The 16,317-nt window shown below is 31.3% G+C and carries 18 protein-coding genes; 5 read left to right on the forward strand and 13 right to left on the reverse strand.

What is annotated here, in order from left to right; all coding sequences use genetic code 11:
- Positions 1–501 precede the first annotated feature (501 nt).
- From BED47_RS11835 to BED47_RS11845, 3 genes are read right to left on the reverse strand one after another with little or no spacing between them, the layout of a single operon-like run.
- On the reverse strand, positions 502–1,230 hold the full coding sequence (locus tag BED47_RS11835; protein WP_069033842.1) for an EcsC family protein: 729 nt from the start codon (positions 1,228–1,230) through the stop codon (positions 502–504).
- A gap of 12 nt (positions 1,231–1,242) precedes the next feature.
- Positions 1,243–2,463: an ABC transporter permease gene (locus tag BED47_RS11840; RefSeq protein ID WP_069033843.1), complete on the reverse strand. Its 1,221-nt coding sequence runs from the start codon at positions 2,461–2,463 to the stop codon at positions 1,243–1,245.
- Positions 2,460–3,197 carry an ABC transporter ATP-binding protein gene (locus BED47_RS11845; RefSeq protein WP_069033844.1) on the reverse strand — a complete coding sequence of 246 codons (738 nt, stop codon included), beginning with the start codon at positions 3,195–3,197 and terminating at the stop codon, positions 2,460–2,462. Before BED47_RS11845 ends, BED47_RS11840 begins: the two co-directional genes overlap by 4 nt.
- A 1,897-nt stretch (positions 3,198–5,094) precedes the next feature.
- Between BED47_RS11845 and BED47_RS11850 the strand changes: the two genes are divergently transcribed.
- Together BED47_RS11850 and BED47_RS11855 are read left to right on the forward strand one after the other, a co-directional pair.
- Positions 5,095–5,532, forward strand: coding sequence for an HIT family protein (locus BED47_RS11850; RefSeq protein ID WP_069033845.1), 438 nt, complete (start codon positions 5,095–5,097; stop codon positions 5,530–5,532).
- Between the two features lie 353 nt (positions 5,533–5,885).
- Positions 5,886–6,446, forward strand: coding sequence for an HTH-type transcriptional regulator Hpr (locus tag BED47_RS11855; RefSeq protein WP_069033846.1), 561 nt, complete (start codon positions 5,886–5,888; stop codon positions 6,444–6,446).
- A 283-nt stretch (positions 6,447–6,729) separates the two neighbouring features.
- Here BED47_RS11855 and BED47_RS23230 read toward each other — a convergent pair whose 3' ends face one another.
- Together BED47_RS23230 and BED47_RS24520 are read right to left on the reverse strand one after the other, a co-directional pair.
- Positions 6,730–6,819 (reverse strand): YjcZ family sporulation protein, encoded by a 90-nt coding sequence (locus BED47_RS23230; RefSeq protein WP_097973758.1) that lies wholly within the window; start codon positions 6,817–6,819, stop codon positions 6,730–6,732.
- Between the two features lie 98 nt (positions 6,820–6,917).
- Complete coding sequence (locus BED47_RS24520) at positions 6,918–7,001, reverse strand: YjcZ family sporulation protein (protein ID WP_084006891.1); 84 nt, start codon at positions 6,999–7,001, stop codon at positions 6,918–6,920.
- Positions 7,002–7,431: 430 nt separating this feature from the next.
- Here BED47_RS24520 and BED47_RS11860 point away from each other — a divergent pair, with 430 nt between their 5' ends.
- Positions 7,432–8,253, forward strand: a complete 822-nt coding sequence (locus tag BED47_RS11860) for a peptidylprolyl isomerase (RefSeq protein ID WP_069033847.1) — start codon at positions 7,432–7,434, stop codon at positions 8,251–8,253.
- Between the two features lie 28 nt (positions 8,254–8,281).
- Here the strand turns inward: BED47_RS11860 and BED47_RS11865 are convergent, their stop codons facing one another.
- Positions 8,282–8,485: a sporulation YhaL family protein gene (locus tag BED47_RS11865; RefSeq protein WP_056472082.1), complete on the reverse strand. Its 204-nt coding sequence runs from the start codon at positions 8,483–8,485 to the stop codon at positions 8,282–8,284.
- A 68-nt stretch (positions 8,486–8,553) separates the two neighbouring features.
- Positions 8,554–9,492 carry a 3'-5' exoribonuclease YhaM gene (gene yhaM / locus BED47_RS11870; RefSeq protein ID WP_069033848.1) on the reverse strand — a complete coding sequence of 313 codons (939 nt, stop codon included), beginning with the start codon at positions 9,490–9,492 and terminating at the stop codon, positions 8,554–8,556.
- 338 nt (positions 9,493–9,830) lie between these two features.
- Here yhaM and BED47_RS11875 point away from each other — a divergent pair, with 338 nt between their 5' ends.
- Positions 9,831–10,016: a YhzD family protein gene (locus BED47_RS11875; protein WP_069033849.1), complete on the forward strand. Its 186-nt coding sequence runs from the start codon at positions 9,831–9,833 to the stop codon at positions 10,014–10,016.
- On the opposite strand, the gene BED47_RS23720 is transcribed toward BED47_RS11875, so the two are convergent.
- The 6 genes from BED47_RS23720 to BED47_RS11900 all read right to left on the reverse strand — a co-directional run bounded on the left by BED47_RS23720 (position 10,002) and on the right by BED47_RS11900 (position 15,033).
- Positions 10,002–10,169 carry a hypothetical protein gene (locus BED47_RS23720; RefSeq protein WP_175403491.1) on the reverse strand — a complete coding sequence of 56 codons (168 nt, stop codon included), beginning with the start codon at positions 10,167–10,169 and terminating at the stop codon, positions 10,002–10,004. The genes BED47_RS11875 and BED47_RS23720 overlap by 15 nt on opposite strands.
- Positions 10,170–10,201: 32 nt before the next feature.
- Positions 10,202–10,750 carry a YrrS family protein gene (locus BED47_RS11880; protein ID WP_254664595.1) on the reverse strand — a complete coding sequence of 183 codons (549 nt, stop codon included), beginning with the start codon at positions 10,748–10,750 and terminating at the stop codon, positions 10,202–10,204.
- 375 nt (positions 10,751–11,125) lie between these two features.
- Positions 11,126–11,914, reverse strand: a complete 789-nt coding sequence (locus BED47_RS11885) for an enoyl-CoA hydratase (RefSeq protein WP_069033851.1) — start codon at positions 11,912–11,914, stop codon at positions 11,126–11,128.
- A gap of 72 nt (positions 11,915–11,986) precedes the next feature.
- The gene (locus BED47_RS11890; protein WP_069033852.1) at positions 11,987–13,474 is read right to left on the reverse strand and encodes a coproporphyrinogen III oxidase; all 1,488 of its coding nucleotides are present in this window, start codon (positions 13,472–13,474) and stop codon (positions 11,987–11,989) included.
- A gap of 124 nt (positions 13,475–13,598) precedes the next feature.
- Positions 13,599–14,468 (reverse strand): Cof-type HAD-IIB family hydrolase, encoded by an 870-nt coding sequence (locus BED47_RS11895; protein ID WP_069033853.1) that lies wholly within the window; start codon positions 14,466–14,468, stop codon positions 13,599–13,601.
- Between the two features lie 208 nt (positions 14,469–14,676).
- Positions 14,677–15,033: a YlbF family regulator gene (locus BED47_RS11900; RefSeq protein WP_069033854.1), complete on the reverse strand. Its 357-nt coding sequence runs from the start codon at positions 15,031–15,033 to the stop codon at positions 14,677–14,679.
- A 173-nt stretch (positions 15,034–15,206) separates the two neighbouring features.
- Between BED47_RS11900 and BED47_RS11905 the strand changes: the two genes are divergently transcribed.
- Positions 15,207–16,301 carry a YheC/YheD family endospore coat-associated protein gene (locus BED47_RS11905; protein WP_069033855.1) on the forward strand — a complete coding sequence of 365 codons (1,095 nt, stop codon included), beginning with the start codon at positions 15,207–15,209 and terminating at the stop codon, positions 16,299–16,301.
- Positions 16,302–16,317: the final 16 nt, after the last annotated feature.

Below are 16,317 nucleotides of genomic sequence, written 5' to 3' on the forward strand. Positions count from 1 at the left end.
TGATGTTGATTTCCATTACAGGATGCTCGCTTTCCATGGGGCGAGATTCTTTAGCCTCCTCGGCAAGCCTGCGGGGTCTTTAGCCTTCCCGCTAATCCCATAGGAGTCGAGCACCCCTCCATTCCAATCAACTTTTTCATCAAAAAAAGTATGCAATAAATCCTAATCAAATAGCCAGCCTTTACTTAGAGTAATCTAGCAGTTTTTATTAATCAGTTTGTAGTTCTATTAATATCGAACATTAAACTAAATTAATCAAATGAATTTGTTTTTCTAAGAATAAGCTCATAATTTTCAACTTCTGAAAAAAACATGTCTAGTGTTATTGGAATCATAAAATTGCTCGAACATATGAACATTTAAAATCATTAAAAGAACATCCAGAAAAATGATAATTTCATCATTATTAAATGTTCATTTAATGTCCGTTTTCCCTACCATTTTATATTTCAACACTCTGAAAAGGAGAACTTTTTAGTTCTCCTTTTAGTATGTAACTTATTAGATGATATCTTCCTTTTTCTTCATATACCTCATTCGATAAGCATTTTTAGCCGTTTCACCTAATTGTTCAAGAAGTTGATAATTTACATAAGCTCCAACTGGTGCTCCAATAATAGGGACTAATTGCAGAAGTTTTGCTAAATCGATATGATCTCGATATTCTAGTTGTAATTGCTCCCAATTGACTTGGGGATTTTCATCTACTTTATCTTCCCACTTTTCAATAACCTGAAATACTTTTTTCCGATGGCTATCACTTGAAAAAGCAAGTTGAAAAATATACAGCATAAACTGTCTTTCGAGCTCATCTTTAGGTGAGTAACCATATATTTTGGCTGCCTCAACTAAAAATCTAATTTTTATTCCAAGTAATAACGGAAAATCGGCAAGACCAAGTAAAATTCCACCCGCTCCTGTACCAGCACCTTCTACAGCTGAAATCTTTTTGTACTCGTTTAACTTTTTATCTAAAATTAAATCTCTTTCTCTAAGTGTTAATGCTTCATACTCCTCACCACTGCCATTAAAAACAGTAGACCCTCCCATAAATAAGACCATCATATTTTTAACGGTTTTTGTAAGCAGATCTTGGATTTGTTCTGGTAATAATGATTGAAGCTTTAATTGAACTTTTTTTGCAGAAGTTTGAAAAATATTTGAATCAGACATTACTTTTTGTTTCCATCTAGATAGTTCGTACTGAATACGAAGTTCATAAGAATCCATTTTGTCCACCCTTTACAATTTTTGTGGCTTACTTAACCTTTTATGCACATAAAATTTAATTAACCACATTGAAAATAAAGTATACACAACAATTGCCATAATAAAGTTTAAAATTGACAAGCCCTTTACTAAACCAATAATACTAAAAACTAGACTACATATTATCAGTAGTATATACAAAAGTGTCGAAATAGATTTTTTATTTTCTTCATTTGTATAAGGATAAATTTTCCACAACAAATGATAGTTATACTGTTTTAAAATTGACATATTCTGTAGGGAAATTACATAAAGAAATAAAATGCCAATCAATATTTTCCCAATTGTAGTTGGCACTAAGTAAACTACAAATCCTCCTACGAACAGTTGTCTTAAAAACATACTTAAAAAGTTACCATTCCTGATGAATGTACGAACTAGTAAATAATTCGCAGCATTCCTCATTTTAATTTTATTAATGATTGGATCCGCCCATTTTCTTCGCTTTACTTGTTGTTGAATAGACGGAACATCAGTAAACATATTCGCAAATCGATAAAAAGTCGCTAATCTTGAAGTATCAAGTTTAACATTTCTTTCCCATTGCACTCTTTTATTTTTACTACCAATTTGAATAAATAATGCATAAACTCCTAAGATTACGATGATTATTACAAGGAAAAAACTGCTCCATTTACTTAATAAACCATAAATAAATAAGAAAGTACCTAGCAACCTAAAACAATAATCAAATGCTCGGTTTAAAACACCGCTATTTGTAAGGTGTAAGAATGAAACAAAGAGATTGTATCCTTTTAATAAGAAAATTATTACCATAAAGACGATAAAACTTGTTGTTTGTCCTAGTGAAAATTTCTTATAAATTGGATAAATCACACCTAACATCATTAACATTAAATATACTTGAAAGATGTACGTAATTAAAAAGGAGCGGACAAAGTAACTTTTCATCTTTTTTTCTAATGGTAATAAGTAATGTAAATCAGGTCCTTTAAAAAAAGTAGTTACTTGACCTGTTACAACAAGAAAACTAAAAAGAATAGCGATTAGTAAAATAGCTGGAAAGTCTGGAGAAATTGTTTTTAGCATTTGTTGATAATAATATGCTCCTCCTCCAAATCCAAAAACAATTACAAATTTTATATGATCATTAAAGATATACCGACCATATTTACTCATTTCTTTAATGAAGCTCCTAAACCGTGCTAACCATAATTCTTTTATCGTACTCATATTTCTTTTTCCTTCGTTGCAAAAATATAAATTTCATCTAATGAAGCATTTGGCATATTATATTGAGTTTGTAATTCGTTTAATGTACCTTTTGCAATAATTACTCCTTCATGCAAAATAATAAATGAATCACAATAAATTTGAGCAGTCGATAAAATATGAGTAGACATTAAAATGCCTGCTCCTTTTTCTTTTTCATTGTTCAAAATCTCAAGTAAATCATTTATCGCGATTGGATCTAGTCCTAAAAAAGGTTCATCTATTATGTATAACTGTGGTTGGACAATAAGGGCACAAATGATCATTACTTTTTGTTTCATCCCTTTAGAGAAGGTCGAAGGAAAATATTTTCTTTTGTCATATAATCTAAATGTTTTTAATAGCTCTTCACTACGTTTTTTAAAATCTTTTTCTGGAATATTATATGCCAAGGCTGTTATTTCAAGATGTTCCTGTAAAGTTAATTCATCATAAATCATCGGTGTTTCAGGAACATATGATATGCTAGCACGATATGCAGTTGGATCTTTCTCAAATGATTCACCATTAATTAATATGTCGCCTTTAGATGGTTTCAAAAGTCCTAATATATGTTTTATAGTCGTACTCTTACCGGCACCATTTAACCCGATTAACCCAACAAGCTCATTTCTATTAATCGTAAATGAGACATCTTTAATGACAGGCTGTCTAGTGTATCCACCTGTGACATCTTTTACATGCAATAAAGTCATTCTTTACAAATCCTTTCAAATGTACTTTTCCTATAAATTTTATTGTATCAAATAATATTCTTAACTTCCTTATTATCCTATTTATGGAATACTAAAAAAAAATCCTTCTTTTTTTGAATACTATTTTAGGTTAAGGGTATTATAATTCATGAAGGGAAAGCAACACACTTTCTTAGTTCAAAATTTGAAATGAGGTGTGTGTTAAAGGAAATTTAATTTGCGTTCAAACCTAAGTCGGATAATTGTTTAAGTGAAATGAGGTATCTCCAAAGATTAACATCGTTGTCATATACAGCAATGCAAAAATCTAAGGAGATGGTGCGCTTGAACAGGATCTATAAAAACAAAGGTCATTAGTATACCAATTTGTAAATGAGGTGTCTCGAGCAGAACATATAATTTATTTATAGGTGTACCAATTTATTGAACATTAAAGCAAATGAGGTGTCTGTTAAAGACAATTTAACTTATTAACCTAAAATCTTTTCTAAAATCTTTCCCCTTCATCAAGGAGCAACTATTGGTTGCTCCTTGTTTTATTTTGTTGATGTCACGTGGTCATTAACTTCTTGTATCTCGCCCATAGTTAATCTTTTTTTTAACTACTTCCTTCTATTATCTATACTTTTTATGGTCCCAATTTCCACATTAACTGGGATCTCTTCCAAACATCTTCTACTTTCCTGTTTTAATTATCTCTCCCTGTCTTAACTACTTTATAAATTTTTTTATTGTTTTTGCATACTTTCTTTACCGCAGGGCATCATAATTCTTGAAGGGAAAGCAACACACTTTCTAATTCAAAAATTTGAAATGAGGTGTGTGTTAAAGGTAATTTAATTTGCGTTCAAACCTGTGCAAGGTAACTGTTAAAGTGATTGTCTCACAAGATAATTCATCGTTGTATAAAACAGCAGTGAAAATATCAAGGGAGATGGTTAGCTTGAACATTATTACTTAAAAACAAAGGTTTTAGTATACCAATTTGTAAATGAGGTGTCTCGAGCAGAGCATATATATTTATTTTAAGGTGTACCAATTTATTGAACATTAAAGCAAATGAGGTGTCTGTTAAAGACGATTTATAATTACTCCATTAATCTTTCCTCTTCATCAAGAAGCAACTTAGGTTGCTTCTTGTTTTATGTTGTTGAAAAGAAGTTGTAATTTAAATTAGTAATGTCAAGATGATTGCTCCACCTAGGTTTGTTCCTACGAGCGCTCGGCCTTCCCGTTCCCCCTGAAAACATTTTTTAAAAATATAACTTCAATTATCTATACTCTTGATGATCCAAAATAAATTTAGTCTTAACTTCCACTTAAATCCTCATTATTAAGCTTGTGTTTTTGTTTTGTTTCTGAAATTTCCTGATCTTTAATATTCTCTCTCTGCTTTTCAAAGTTTTTTATTGTTTTTGCATACTTTCTTTAATACAGGGCATCATAATTCTTGAAGGGAAAGCAACACACTTTCCAGTTCAAAATTTGAAATGAGGTGTGTGTTAAAGGTAATTTAATTTGCGTTCAAACCAATGCAAGGGTAGTTGTTGAAGTGAAGTTTCTCCATAGATAAAACATCGTTGTATAAAACAGCAGTGAAAACATCAAAGGAGATGGTTAGCTTGAACATTATCACTTTTAAACAAAGGTTTTAGTATACCAATTTGTAAATGAGGTGTCTCGACCAGAGCATATAAATTTCTTATAAGGTGTACCAATTTATTGAACATTTAAGCAAATGAGGTGTCTGTTAAAGACAATTTATAATTACTCCATTAGTTTTCCCCTTCATCAAGAAGCAACATAGGTTGCTTCTTGTTTATTTTTCCCTGCCCTATTTCCCCTTTAACATACGCCTATGTTAAAATAAGGAAAAAAGTGAAAGGAAGTATAAAAAATGGCACATGACGCTAATTGTATTTTCTGTAAAATTGTTGAAGGTAGCATTCCAGCATCAAAGGTATACGAGGATGATGATATTTTAGCTTTTTTAGATCTAAGTCAAGTTACAAAAGGACACACATTAGTCATTCCAAAGGATCATGTTGAAAACATATTCGAAATGAGTGAAGAGACAGCTAGTACATACTTCCGAAAAGTACCTCACATTGCTAATGCAATGAAAGAAACTTTTAATGTTCAAGGAGTAAATATTTTAAATAATAGTGGTGAAGTTTCAGGTCAAACTGTATTTCATTATCATATGCATATTTTACCACGATACGGAAATAATGATGGCTTTGATGTAAAATGGCTTTCAAACCAAAATCAATACACAAATGAAACGCTACAAGAGATTGCAAAATCTATCGAAAATAACATTATTAAAAAATAATAAAACCATCCCTTTTAAATACGAAAACAGGAGAGTGCATATCTCCTGTTTTTGTTTTTTTTATGTAATTTTAATCTAAATCCTGCATTTTACACTATATTTTTATAGATTTATATTATATATTTACTATATTACCAATAATATTTTATCGACAATCACTCTATAGTTTCGTTAAAATTATTATATAAACATAATTTTCACAACCCGCAACACTTAATTATAATATAAAAATGTAGAATTTTATCAACTACTTTGTGAAAATTTTTAAAAATTCTAACTAAAAGTTCTTTATTTCTTCACATATTATTGGCATAATAATAAATAGATAGTTAAATAGAAAAGAAGGTGAATTGATGAAAACTGAACAAAAATTATACACAATGAAAGAAGCTTTGATTTTTAGTCAAAGAATTGCCCAAATTTCCAAAGCATTATGGAAGTCAGTTGAAAAGGACTGGCAACAATGGATTAAGCCCTATGATTTAAATATCAATGAACATCATATTTTAATGATCGCCTTCCACTTAAAGGGTGCGTCTATTTCTGAAATTGCTAAATTTGGTGTAATGCACGTATCAACTGCTTTTAACTTCTCTAAAAAGCTAGAAGAACGTGGTTTATTAGTGTTTTCTAAAAAAGTAGAAGATAAACGTAATACGTATATTGAATTAACAGAAAAAGGTAAAGAAATGCTATTAGAGATTCTAGGTGAATTTGATCCAGAGACAAATTCAGTTTTTCAAGGTACCTTACCATTAAAAGAATTTTATGGTAAATTTCCAGAAAATATGGAAATTATGGCTATTTTACGTAATATTTATGGAAAAGATTTTATGGATATATTTGAAACAACGTTAGGTAACATAGATAAAGAATTCATCGAAGAAGATAATCGTTTAATTAAGAAACCTTAATATCTTCTTTAAAGCTACAATTTCAGTTTATATGTCATTTGAAATTGTACAAATAAATAGAAGCGGGGTAAGATTAATTAAATCCTTCCGCTTTTTATTTCGGCCACTTTTGTTCAAAATTTCACATAAATACCTCTTTGAAACCCTCAGGTTCATTTTCCTTTTCATTTATTTCTAAATTTCAATAGACAAAGAATATGTACATCATTAATTATTTCAATCTGGAATAAAAACTCAACCGGAGGTACAATACCTCCGGTCGAATATTTGTCTTATTTACAAATTAGATGCAAGCTGCTCCTACGATAATTAATAAGATGAACAATACAACGATTAACGCAAATCCTCCACCATGGAATCCTACGCCCATCATTCACACCTCCTTTTGCTACATATCTTATCTTATGCGTGTAGTAAAAAATGGTCTGGGCAAATGTATAAATAACCTTCATTTTTGAAGATTCATACTACTTATATAAATGAACACCCAATAATGATTAACAAAATAAACAGGATCACGATTAATACAAATTCACGCGATGCTTTCCCCTCCATTTTTCCACCCTCCTAACAGTAATCCATAATAATATATAGACGAATGCCTTAAATGATTGGGCGAATGTCACGATTGACAAGTTTTTAATTTGCTGGATAAGCATGGTTTTTAGGCAAAGTCAGGTGTTAAAATATAAAAAATAGAAATCTCCATTCATTTATTACCTCATCTCATAGTGCCTACATTTCATTTAAAACTAGTTCAAGTTTCCTTAAAATTAATTAATTTTTTATTAAAAAGCATACCAAATTATTCTTTTTTTGGATAAACTTTGTCACATTGTAGAAAAATATGTTATATTAAGTGAAGTAATTTCCAGTAAAAGGTATGTCTAAATACAGGAAAAATTAAGATTTAAGCTCCATACTTTAATATGTAAAATTTTTCTTTATAAGAAATCATTTTAAATTTTTATTAGGAGATGTTTAAATGAAAAAGTTAATCGTATCTGCAGTTTTAGCTACCTCAGTATTCGGACTAGCAGCATGTGGATCTGCTGGTGTTAGTAACGATGTTGTTGCTACATCTAATGCTGGAGATATCACATCTAAAGATTTATATAATAAGATGAAGGATACAGCAGGATTAGCAATGCTTAAGCAAATGGCTATTGAAGATTATTTAAAGAAAAACTACAAAGTTAGTGATAAAGATGTTGATGCTAAGTTCAATGAGTATAAAACACAAAATGGTGACCAATTTAAAGCTTTCTTAGCACAGTACGGATTTAAAGATGAAGCAGCATTTAAAGATCGTGTTAAAATCGATTTATTAACTGAAAAAGCTGCTGAAGCTTCAGTAACAAAAGCTGACCTTGCAAAATACAAACCAGAAATTAGAGCTAGCCATATTCTAGTAAAAGATGAAGCTACAGCTAAAAAAGTCGAAGATGAATTAGCTAAAGGTGCAGATTTTGCAGCAGAAGCAAAAAAATATTCTACTGACACTGGTTCAAAAGATAAAGGTGGAGATTTAGGCTATTTTGGAGAAGGTGCTATGGTACCTGAATTCGAAGCAGCTGCTTATAAATTAAAAGTTGGAGAAATTAGCCAACCAGTTAAATCACAATTTGGATACCATGTTATTAAATTAACTGGCAAAAAGACTGCTAACGAAAAAGATGCTCGCAAAAAAATTGCTGAGTCTAAGTTAAGTCAAGAAAACTTCCAAGCATTCTCTGATGAACTTCTTAAAAAAGCTAAATTTAAAGTAAAAGATAAAGACTTACAAAGCCAAGAGAAAAAATCATAAAAAAAAACCTGCCTTAATGGCAGGTTTTTTAATTAGATGAAATCTCAGAGTTAATAAGCAATTGTTCTCTTCGTTCTCTTTCTTCTTTAATTCTTTGTAAGTAAATTTCTCCCTCTTTTTCAATGAATGCTTCATCAGCATCTCTTTCTTGTTTCGAGGTATAAAGCACCATAAATCCACTTACAAAAATTCCTAAAATCACAATATACATCCAAAATGGTAAAATTGGCATTGATTTTCCTCCTTAGTAGACAAGCATTTGCTTCATTATATGGCTAATAAAGAGGAAGTATGATTAATTTAAAATTTTGGTTTGTAAAAACTACGATTTTCTAATGGGAAAATACGCTCTGTATATTCTCCTGGTTCGACTCTTTCAAGTGCGCGGTCTAACATATTCATTTTTGCATCAATATTATCAATATAATGTAAAATTTCCGCTTCTTTAATTAAAGGTAGTTTTGGACTACCGTACTCATACTTACCATGATGACTTAAAATAAGATGCTGCAGAACAGTAACCTCTTCTCCCTCAATACCTAGTTCAATTGAGGCGTTTCCAATTTCAATTGCCATAAGCGAGATATGGCCTAACAAATTACCTTCTACAGTGTACTTTGTTGAAACTGGACCAGATAATTCTCTAACTTTTCCTAAATCATGTAGGATGATTCCAGCATACAGTAAATCCTTATTGATCGAAGGATATAAATTCGCAATTGATTCACCTAATTTCAACATACAAAAAACATGGTATGCTAAACCAGAAACAAATTCATGGTGATTCTTAGTTGCCGCTGGATAATCAAGAAAATCCTCTTGATTTTTTAATACTAGATACTCAGTAAGCTTTTTAAGTTTTTCATTGGTCATATTATTTATATATGAAGTAATTTTCTCATATAATTCTTCTTTAGAAACTGGTGCTCTTGCGAAAAAATCTTCTGGATTAACTTCGTCTGTATCTTTAGTTGGACGAATTTGGCGTAATTTAAGTTGAAGTTTTCCTCTATAGTCGTGTAGCTCCCCTTCAACTTTTACAACAGTACCTTCTACATATGCTTCTTCTTGCTCTGAAGAAATATCCCAAAGCTTCGCCTCAATATCTCCACTTTGATCTTGTAAAGTTAAAGATAAGAATGTTTTTTGATTACTTGCTACACCTTTAGTAACAGCTTTGACAAATAAAAATGTTACAAAACGTTCGCCAACTTCATGATCATATACTTTTTTATCCATAAGTACCTCCATTTTGTATATGCTTCCTTAAGCTCTACTTAAGTAAATAGCTTAAAATATTTTGGAAAATTAATTTCACAAAATAAAAAAAGGAAAATCAAATTATGTATTAGTCGTTTTACTTATCCTATTATACGTTAAAATAGATGCTTAGCCCAACAATGTTCATACAAAAAATTAAGACATAATCTAACATTTCTTAAAATCTGTTCGAACCTACAAATGTCAAAATTATAAATCTGCACTGAATTTTTTTATAATTCAAATTATTACTTTACACAGCTTTTCAATCTATGCCAAAATAGTAATATCGCAACTACTTTAGGGAGGTCTAGGACATGGCAACATATCGAATTACTGCTTTTGAAAAAAGTGGCGAATCAATTGTCGATGAACAATTTGAAGCTAATTCTGACTTAGAAGCAAAAAAAATTGGTACAGAAAAACTTACTACACTCGGTGCACTTGATAAAACACACCGTTGCATTAACCAAACTGGTAAACTTCTTTTATTTCATCCATAATAAAACAAGCTGCGAAAATTGATCGCAGCTTGTTTGTTTTTGATCTAAATTAATGTTTAAAGTACCAATCAAAGTTTCAACATTTTCCAACTTCTGCTTGGCGTGGAACGATCCTTTTAAGAAAATAGCTGTCGGGAATTTCTCGACAGCCATAGGATTACCTCTAAGTGCATCCTATTTACATTTTATGAAGCAGGTTCAACTTTTGTAGCTTTATAGCCAGAGCCATCCCACATGAGATATACTCGATATTTTTGCGAGCCCTTTGTCTTTGCTGATACAGTCCCGACTGAGCCACCTGGGTTGCTTTTGTCACTTCCTAAAAACCATACAGTCATATTGCCTGAATCTATTCCAGCAGCAGAAGAGATTGTTTGTAGCATTGCCTGCCAGTCTTGAGAATTTCGATCATAACTTGTAACATGCTTCCCACCAGTTTGTGCACCCGTTTGTTCTGGTGTTTCCGGTGCAGTGCCATCTGAATCTTCATCATCAATTGTTTGAACCGTTGTTGATGTTTCTTTAACACCGTTATCATCATTCTTTTCACTGTTTTTGGCCGATGCATAGTCACTTTTTTTAGATCCTGCCTTACTATCATTCGGCGAAAAAATGGAATACGAAATAAACGCTATTAGTATTAGTACGATTCCAATTGATCCAAATAAAATGAGTTTTGTTTTTTTTCTTTTCGCTCTTGACGTTGTACGTGAATTGCTTTGAATCTTTTTCAATCTAACCACTCTCCCAAAACTGAGAATGTCAACATTCTACCATGAGTGGAGAAAAACTTATAGTCTTGTATTTTAAAATTAACCATTTCGTAAAACAACTGTTAAGTTTTTTTCATTGTCAGACACAATTTAACAACAAAGACTAGTGCATAATAGAATATAGACAATCTAATTTTTAATGATTTATTCTTTTTTATATTTAAAACATTGGATTACAGAAAGAAAATAGTGTGTGATAGTCAATACTATATTTTTTCAAATGGATTGTTAATTACATTTCAGGTTATTTAATTGTACTTTTGTTAATTTTATTTGTACATCTTTTCTTTTCCTCTAATCAAAAAAATCGACCGAATCCAGTCGATTTCACAATCCTTATTTACCAGTAAAAACCGGCAGTCTCTTTTGTAAAAAGGCCTGTACACCTTCCTGATGATCTGCTGTTCTTCTCATTGCACTTTGTCCTTTTTTTTCAAATAAAAGTACATTTTTTAAGGACTCTAAGTTACCGTTACTGTAGATTTGTTTTGTTTGGATCATCGCACTTACTGGTTTTTGAAGAATAGACTTCACGCGTTCATTAATTTTTTGTTCAAAGTCCCCACTGATTACTTCATCAATTAAACCGATTTCTAGCGCTTGCGTTGCATTTAGTTTTTTACCTTCCCAGATTAGTTGCTTAGACTTTGTTTCACCTAGTCTTTTTTCTAAGAAATAATGTGCACCACCATCAGGAATTAAGCCAATTCCGATAAAGTTCATTGCCAATACACCTGATTCGTGAGCAAGAACGAAATCACTAGCAAGAGCAAAACTAAGTCCTATACCTGCAGCTGGCCCATGAATAGCACTAATAACGATTTTAGGTAAAGTATATAATTTAACTACTACATCTGAAATTAAATCCATTACTGGACCAAAGGCAGACTCATCTGTGTTACTTAGCATTGATTTTAAATCTCCACCTGAAGAGAAACCTTTTCCATTTCCACATAGAACGACTACATCAACGTCTGAGCTAGCAATTTCATCTAGTACATCTCGAAATTGTCTGAATGTATCTTCATTCATTGCATTCAATACTTCAGGTCGATTAAAAACAACAGTCGCAACTCGTCCCTCTTTTCTTAATAAAACATGTTCTGCCGTGTTCGAAATAGACATAAAAAAATCCCCCTTGTTTTCATGGTTAATTTAAACATTAAACATCGCAAGGGGAATTTCCTTTATTTTTCTTTAATTTGATTGATTAGTTTTCGAAAATAATTCATCTAAAATCTTAATTTTGGCATTTGTATAATGCTCATAACCATCATTATATGATTTAGGATCTTTCGCATTAGCAAAACGAGTTATTTGACGGGTTTCTGGATTTACAAACTTACTAGATGCACCACAACCTAAACCTATAATTGTTTGTTCTTCTTCCATAATTAATATATTATACAAGCTTTCTTGACCATCAACAGAGTAACCAATGTTCTCAAGATTACCTAATATATTTTTTTGGCGATATAAATAGTAAGGATGATAGTTATGATTTTTTGTCCATACCGTTGCTTCATTCATCATTTGCTGCACTTCATCTCGATCTGCAACTTTATATTTTTGTTTGTTTTGCGTCATTTCTGAGGCTCTTTTAAATGAAAGTGTATGAACAGTCAATGATTCAGGCATTAACTTTTCGGTTTCATCTAAAGTATATTGAAATTCTTTTAACCCTTCTCCAGGTAAACCAATAATCAAATCCATATTTATATTATTCATACCCATTTCACGGGCTAAATGGTACTTTGTTATTGTTTCATCTACAGTGTGATGTCTACCAATCGCTTTTAAAGTTTCTTGAATATAGGATTGTGGATTAATACTAATTCGATCAATATTCCATTTATTTAAAACATCTAATTTTTCGGGTGTAATTGTATCAGGTCTACCAGCCTCTACCGTAATTTCACGAACCTGCTTCATATTTGGAAATGATTCGTGCATCTTAGCATACAGTAAGTCCATTTCTTCTGCTGTAATACTAGTAGGTGTCCCTCCACCATAATAAATCGTTGTAATGTTAATTCCACGTTCCTTTAGAAATTCGCCGATTTTTTCCATTTCGTAATGTAATCCATATAAGAATGAATCGACTGCACCTTGTTTCCCTTGAATAGCATAAGCTGGGAATGTACAATAAGCACACTTAGTAGGGCAGTAAGGGATACCAATATAAAGACTAACTTCATTTTGTAAGTTATATAAATCTGGTATTACTTTTAATTGACGATCAACGATTGATTGCATTAATTCAATTTTTTCGTCATGGATTAAATAGTCATTCCGTAACTCTTCATGCGCCATTTCCTTTGACATACCAGATTTAAGTTTTGAATGAAGGAGCTTAGTTGGTCGTATACCAGTTAAGATTCCCCACTTTTGCTGTATTCCAGTATGCTCTTGTAGTAATGATAAAAAGACAAAGTTGACTGCTTTCTTTTTAAATTTAAATGATTCTCGATCATCTTTACCATCTACATAGCTTGTATTTGCTTCGAAATTCGGATCTAACTTACCTGATACTTTTTTATTAACTTCATCTAGTACAAAACTTACTTCTATATCAGCATCTATTTTTTCTAACGATACATCACAGTCTTCAAAAAATAATTGAGCTAATAGCTCTAACGGTCTTTGAAAACGAATATCCTCTAAGCCTTTAATATATATTTTCATTTTTTTATCACCTTTTTAAGTTATCACTTAAGTATAAAATTAAAGAGTAGCGAGGTCAATTATTTAAAATTCACTGAAAAAGCCTGGTTTTCGAAGAGGATTCTCTTGAAAACCAGGCTTTTATTTATTTTTCGATTTTTAAATGTGTTTTTAAGAATGGCAGTGGAAATTGTTTCCTGAAATGCTCCTTGATCATATATGGAACACCATTTTGATCATTTGATCTTGTAATCCAGTCTGCAACTTTTTTAATCTCTACAGGAGCATTTGACATAGCAACTCCTAAACCTGCATGCTCGATTAATGGTAAATCACTATAATTATCTCCGATTACAACCATTTCGTGATAAGAAATTCCTAAATGCTCTCCTAATCGTTTTAATCCTGAATATTTTGAAATTCCTTTTCGGACGATTTCAATTTTACGATCTTCATCACATAAATAATCAAGATGTGGATACTTTGCATTCAATTCTTTTTTCACTTTATTTTTCTCTACTTCATCAGAGAAATAACATTCGATTTTTAACGGTGATATTGAATTTTCCAGAATGCTATCTGAAAGTGATTCAACAAATTGGATTGGATAAAAGACAGGATCAGCATTTGATAAAACCGCTTTTGCCACTAAATTAGATTGTAATTTTTTTCGATTTCCAATTGAAAAATGTTCATGTGACAATCGAATATTACAATCATATTTTTCTAGTTTTTTAACGATGTCATAAGCTTCTTCCTCTTCAATTCTCTTTTCAAATAATGGTTCATCAAGCTTTGAAGAGATAAAGGCACCTGAGTGAGAGACCAAAAGATTATTAACCTTAAGAGCTTTTGCGATTTTTTTTGTAGCTTGGAAATTTCTACTTGTATATAAGGTTACATAAATCCCTTTGTCTTGAACGTATTCAACAGCTTCTTTCGATTCTTTTGAGAGTTTTCCATTGGATTGCAATAAAGTACCATCTATATTAATTGCAAGTAACTTATAAATCACTTAATCTCCCCCATTTCGCGAAGAAATACCTTACTATAATATATGACATGCTTCATTTAATTAGAACATTATAGGCTGTTATTATATCCATTCTTATACTAAAAAAGACTCCATTTCAATGAAGTCTCTCTTATGATAAAAGGGTTTTAAGAAAGGCAGGAAAAAGTAAAAGAATGAATGATCCTCTTCTTATCCTGCCTTTTAAGTATTAAAGTTCAAGTAAAGATTTATAAAATTCTTCTAATGGACTCATGACAATTTTATTTACATCTTGAATGACTAAATTTAGTCTTTGTTCAACTTGCATTAAGTTTGCAATTAAAGGGTTTTGAGACACTCTTGCAACAATTTCTTGTCCTTTTGCATTTTCTTCAGGTGTAACCGCTTCACCTTGATACATTTTTTGTTGCATCGCCTTTTGGAAATTTTGAAACTCCATAAATAATGGTTTTGCATTTGGATCAGCTAATACTTGTGAGTAAAGTGATTGTAAGTTTTTAAATTCTGGTTGCTCCTTAAAAGCGTTTTGTAGTGAGTATGCAATATCATAAATATTTACAGCCATGTTACTACCTCCTATAAACTTTTGTATCTCCACTATAGCAAACATTCTATTATATGTCAGTCTTTCTAAAACAAATCAAACTTTCTTCCCTAAAAATTTCATAAAGTCATTCACCAACTAGGCGAATATCACATAGTATACAACGACAATTATTTTGGAAAGGAGGAGAATCATTGCAATGTTTTCCTAAAAATCAAGAACCCCAATCTTTTGTTGTAGTAACTGATTCAATCAATGAGGAGTCATTAAATCCGCTCGGTTCAATAACGACACTTTGTGAGGAACTATCAGAGTTATGCGGAGATTCTGAAATTGATTTCTATGTAACTACATTTAAAAAGCTACTAACGAATGAATTAAAGGGATATAAACGTTCAGAAAATGGCTGGACTTTAATGAATGTACCTGCCCCTTCAATCATTCATAATCGTATTCATTCAAGAAGACTTGAACGAACGAAAGAGTTTAAATTACTTAATTCTTCGCTAACAAGTCAGCAAATACCTTTTTTTAATGCTCGCTTCTTAAATAAGCTTGAAGTATTTAAAGCTCTGATTGATTCAGCCTATATAAAGCCATACGTTCCATACACTGAGGAATGCTGCTCAGTCGTACAATTAGAGAATTTTATTCAAAAATATGAAACGGTTTTTATTAAACCAGTTCATGGTAGCCAAGGTAGAAACATTTTTAAGGTTACAAAAGATAAAGATTTGTATCGTTTGAAAAATAGCCAAAACTCCGAAGTAGAAGTTGAATATAAATCAATTTCTCAACTATTTAATCCAATTAAACAGCAATTAAGTAAGCGGACTTTTATCATCCAAGAAGGCTTACCTTTAATCAGTAAGGATGATCGACTTGTTGATTTTAGATTTCTATGTCATAAAAATAAATTTAATAAATGGGAAGTAACTTCAACTGTAGCAAGGATTGGTCACCCTACGCAGTTTGTAAGCAATTTAGCCCGCGGAGGAGACCTTCAAAAAATTGATGAATTTTTAAGTCACTATTTACCAAAGAAAGAGCGAATTCACTTTAAAAAGTTAATGATTGAATTAGCCATCGAATGCTGTATATGTATAGACTCCTCCTTTGATGGATTATTCGCAGAGTTTGGTGTAGATCTCGCTATAGACAATCAATTTAACCCTTGGGTTATCGAAATAAATTCAAAGCCATCTAAGGATTTACATGTTTCAGACCCAATTCAAAAAATTAGACCCTCAACAAAAGCTATTTTTTCTCTTGTTCAATCATATTTATAAGTACAAGGAGTGAAAA

The sequence above is a fragment of the Gottfriedia luciferensis genome (assembly GCF_001712755.1).
Lineage (GTDB): Bacteria > Bacillota > Bacilli > Bacillales > Bacillaceae_G > Gottfriedia > Gottfriedia luciferensis_B.

Bases quoted from the DNA above. Each gene is read 5' to 3' on its own strand.
- BED47_RS23230 (WP_097973758.1), bottom strand. From the start codon at position 6,819: ATGATGGGCGTAGGATTCCATGGTGGAGGATTTGCGTTAATCGTTGTA.
- BED47_RS11840 (WP_069033843.1), bottom strand. From the start codon at position 2,463: ATGAGTACGATAAAAGAATTATGGTTAGCACGGTTTAGGAGCTTCATT.
- BED47_RS11845 (WP_069033844.1), bottom strand. From the start codon at position 3,197: ATGACTTTATTGCATGTAAAAGATGTCACAGGTGGATACACTAGACAG.
- BED47_RS23720 (WP_175403491.1), bottom strand. From the start codon at position 10,169: ATGGCTGTCGAGAAATTCCCGACAGCTATTTTCTTAAAAGGATCGTTC.
- BED47_RS11860 (WP_069033847.1), top strand. From the start codon at position 7,432: ATGAAAAAGTTAATCGTATCTGCAGTTTTAGCTACCTCAGTATTCGGA.
- yhaM (WP_069033848.1), bottom strand. From the start codon at position 9,492: ATGGATAAAAAAGTATATGATCATGAAGTTGGCGAACGTTTTGTAACA.
- BED47_RS11850 (WP_069033845.1), top strand. From the start codon at position 5,095: ATGGCACATGACGCTAATTGTATTTTCTGTAAAATTGTTGAAGGTAGC.
- BED47_RS11885 (WP_069033851.1), bottom strand. From the start codon at position 11,914: ATGTCTATTTCGAACACGGCAGAACATGTTTTATTAAGAAAAGAGGGA.
- BED47_RS11865 (WP_056472082.1), bottom strand. From the start codon at position 8,485: ATGCCAATTTTACCATTTTGGATGTATATTGTGATTTTAGGAATTTTT.
- BED47_RS11890 (WP_069033852.1), bottom strand. From the start codon at position 13,474: ATGAAAATATATATTAAAGGCTTAGAGGATATTCGTTTTCAAAGACCG.
- BED47_RS11875 (WP_069033849.1), top strand. From the start codon at position 9,831: ATGGCAACATATCGAATTACTGCTTTTGAAAAAAGTGGCGAATCAATT.
- BED47_RS11835 (WP_069033842.1), bottom strand. From the start codon at position 1,230: ATGGATTCTTATGAACTTCGTATTCAGTACGAACTATCTAGATGGAAA.
- BED47_RS24520 (WP_084006891.1), bottom strand. From the start codon at position 7,001: ATGGAGGGGAAAGCATCGCGTGAATTTGTATTAATCGTGATCCTGTTT.
- BED47_RS11900 (WP_069033854.1), bottom strand. From the start codon at position 15,033: ATGGCTGTAAATATTTATGATATTGCATACTCACTACAAAACGCTTTT.
- BED47_RS11855 (WP_069033846.1), top strand. From the start codon at position 5,886: ATGAAAACTGAACAAAAATTATACACAATGAAAGAAGCTTTGATTTTT.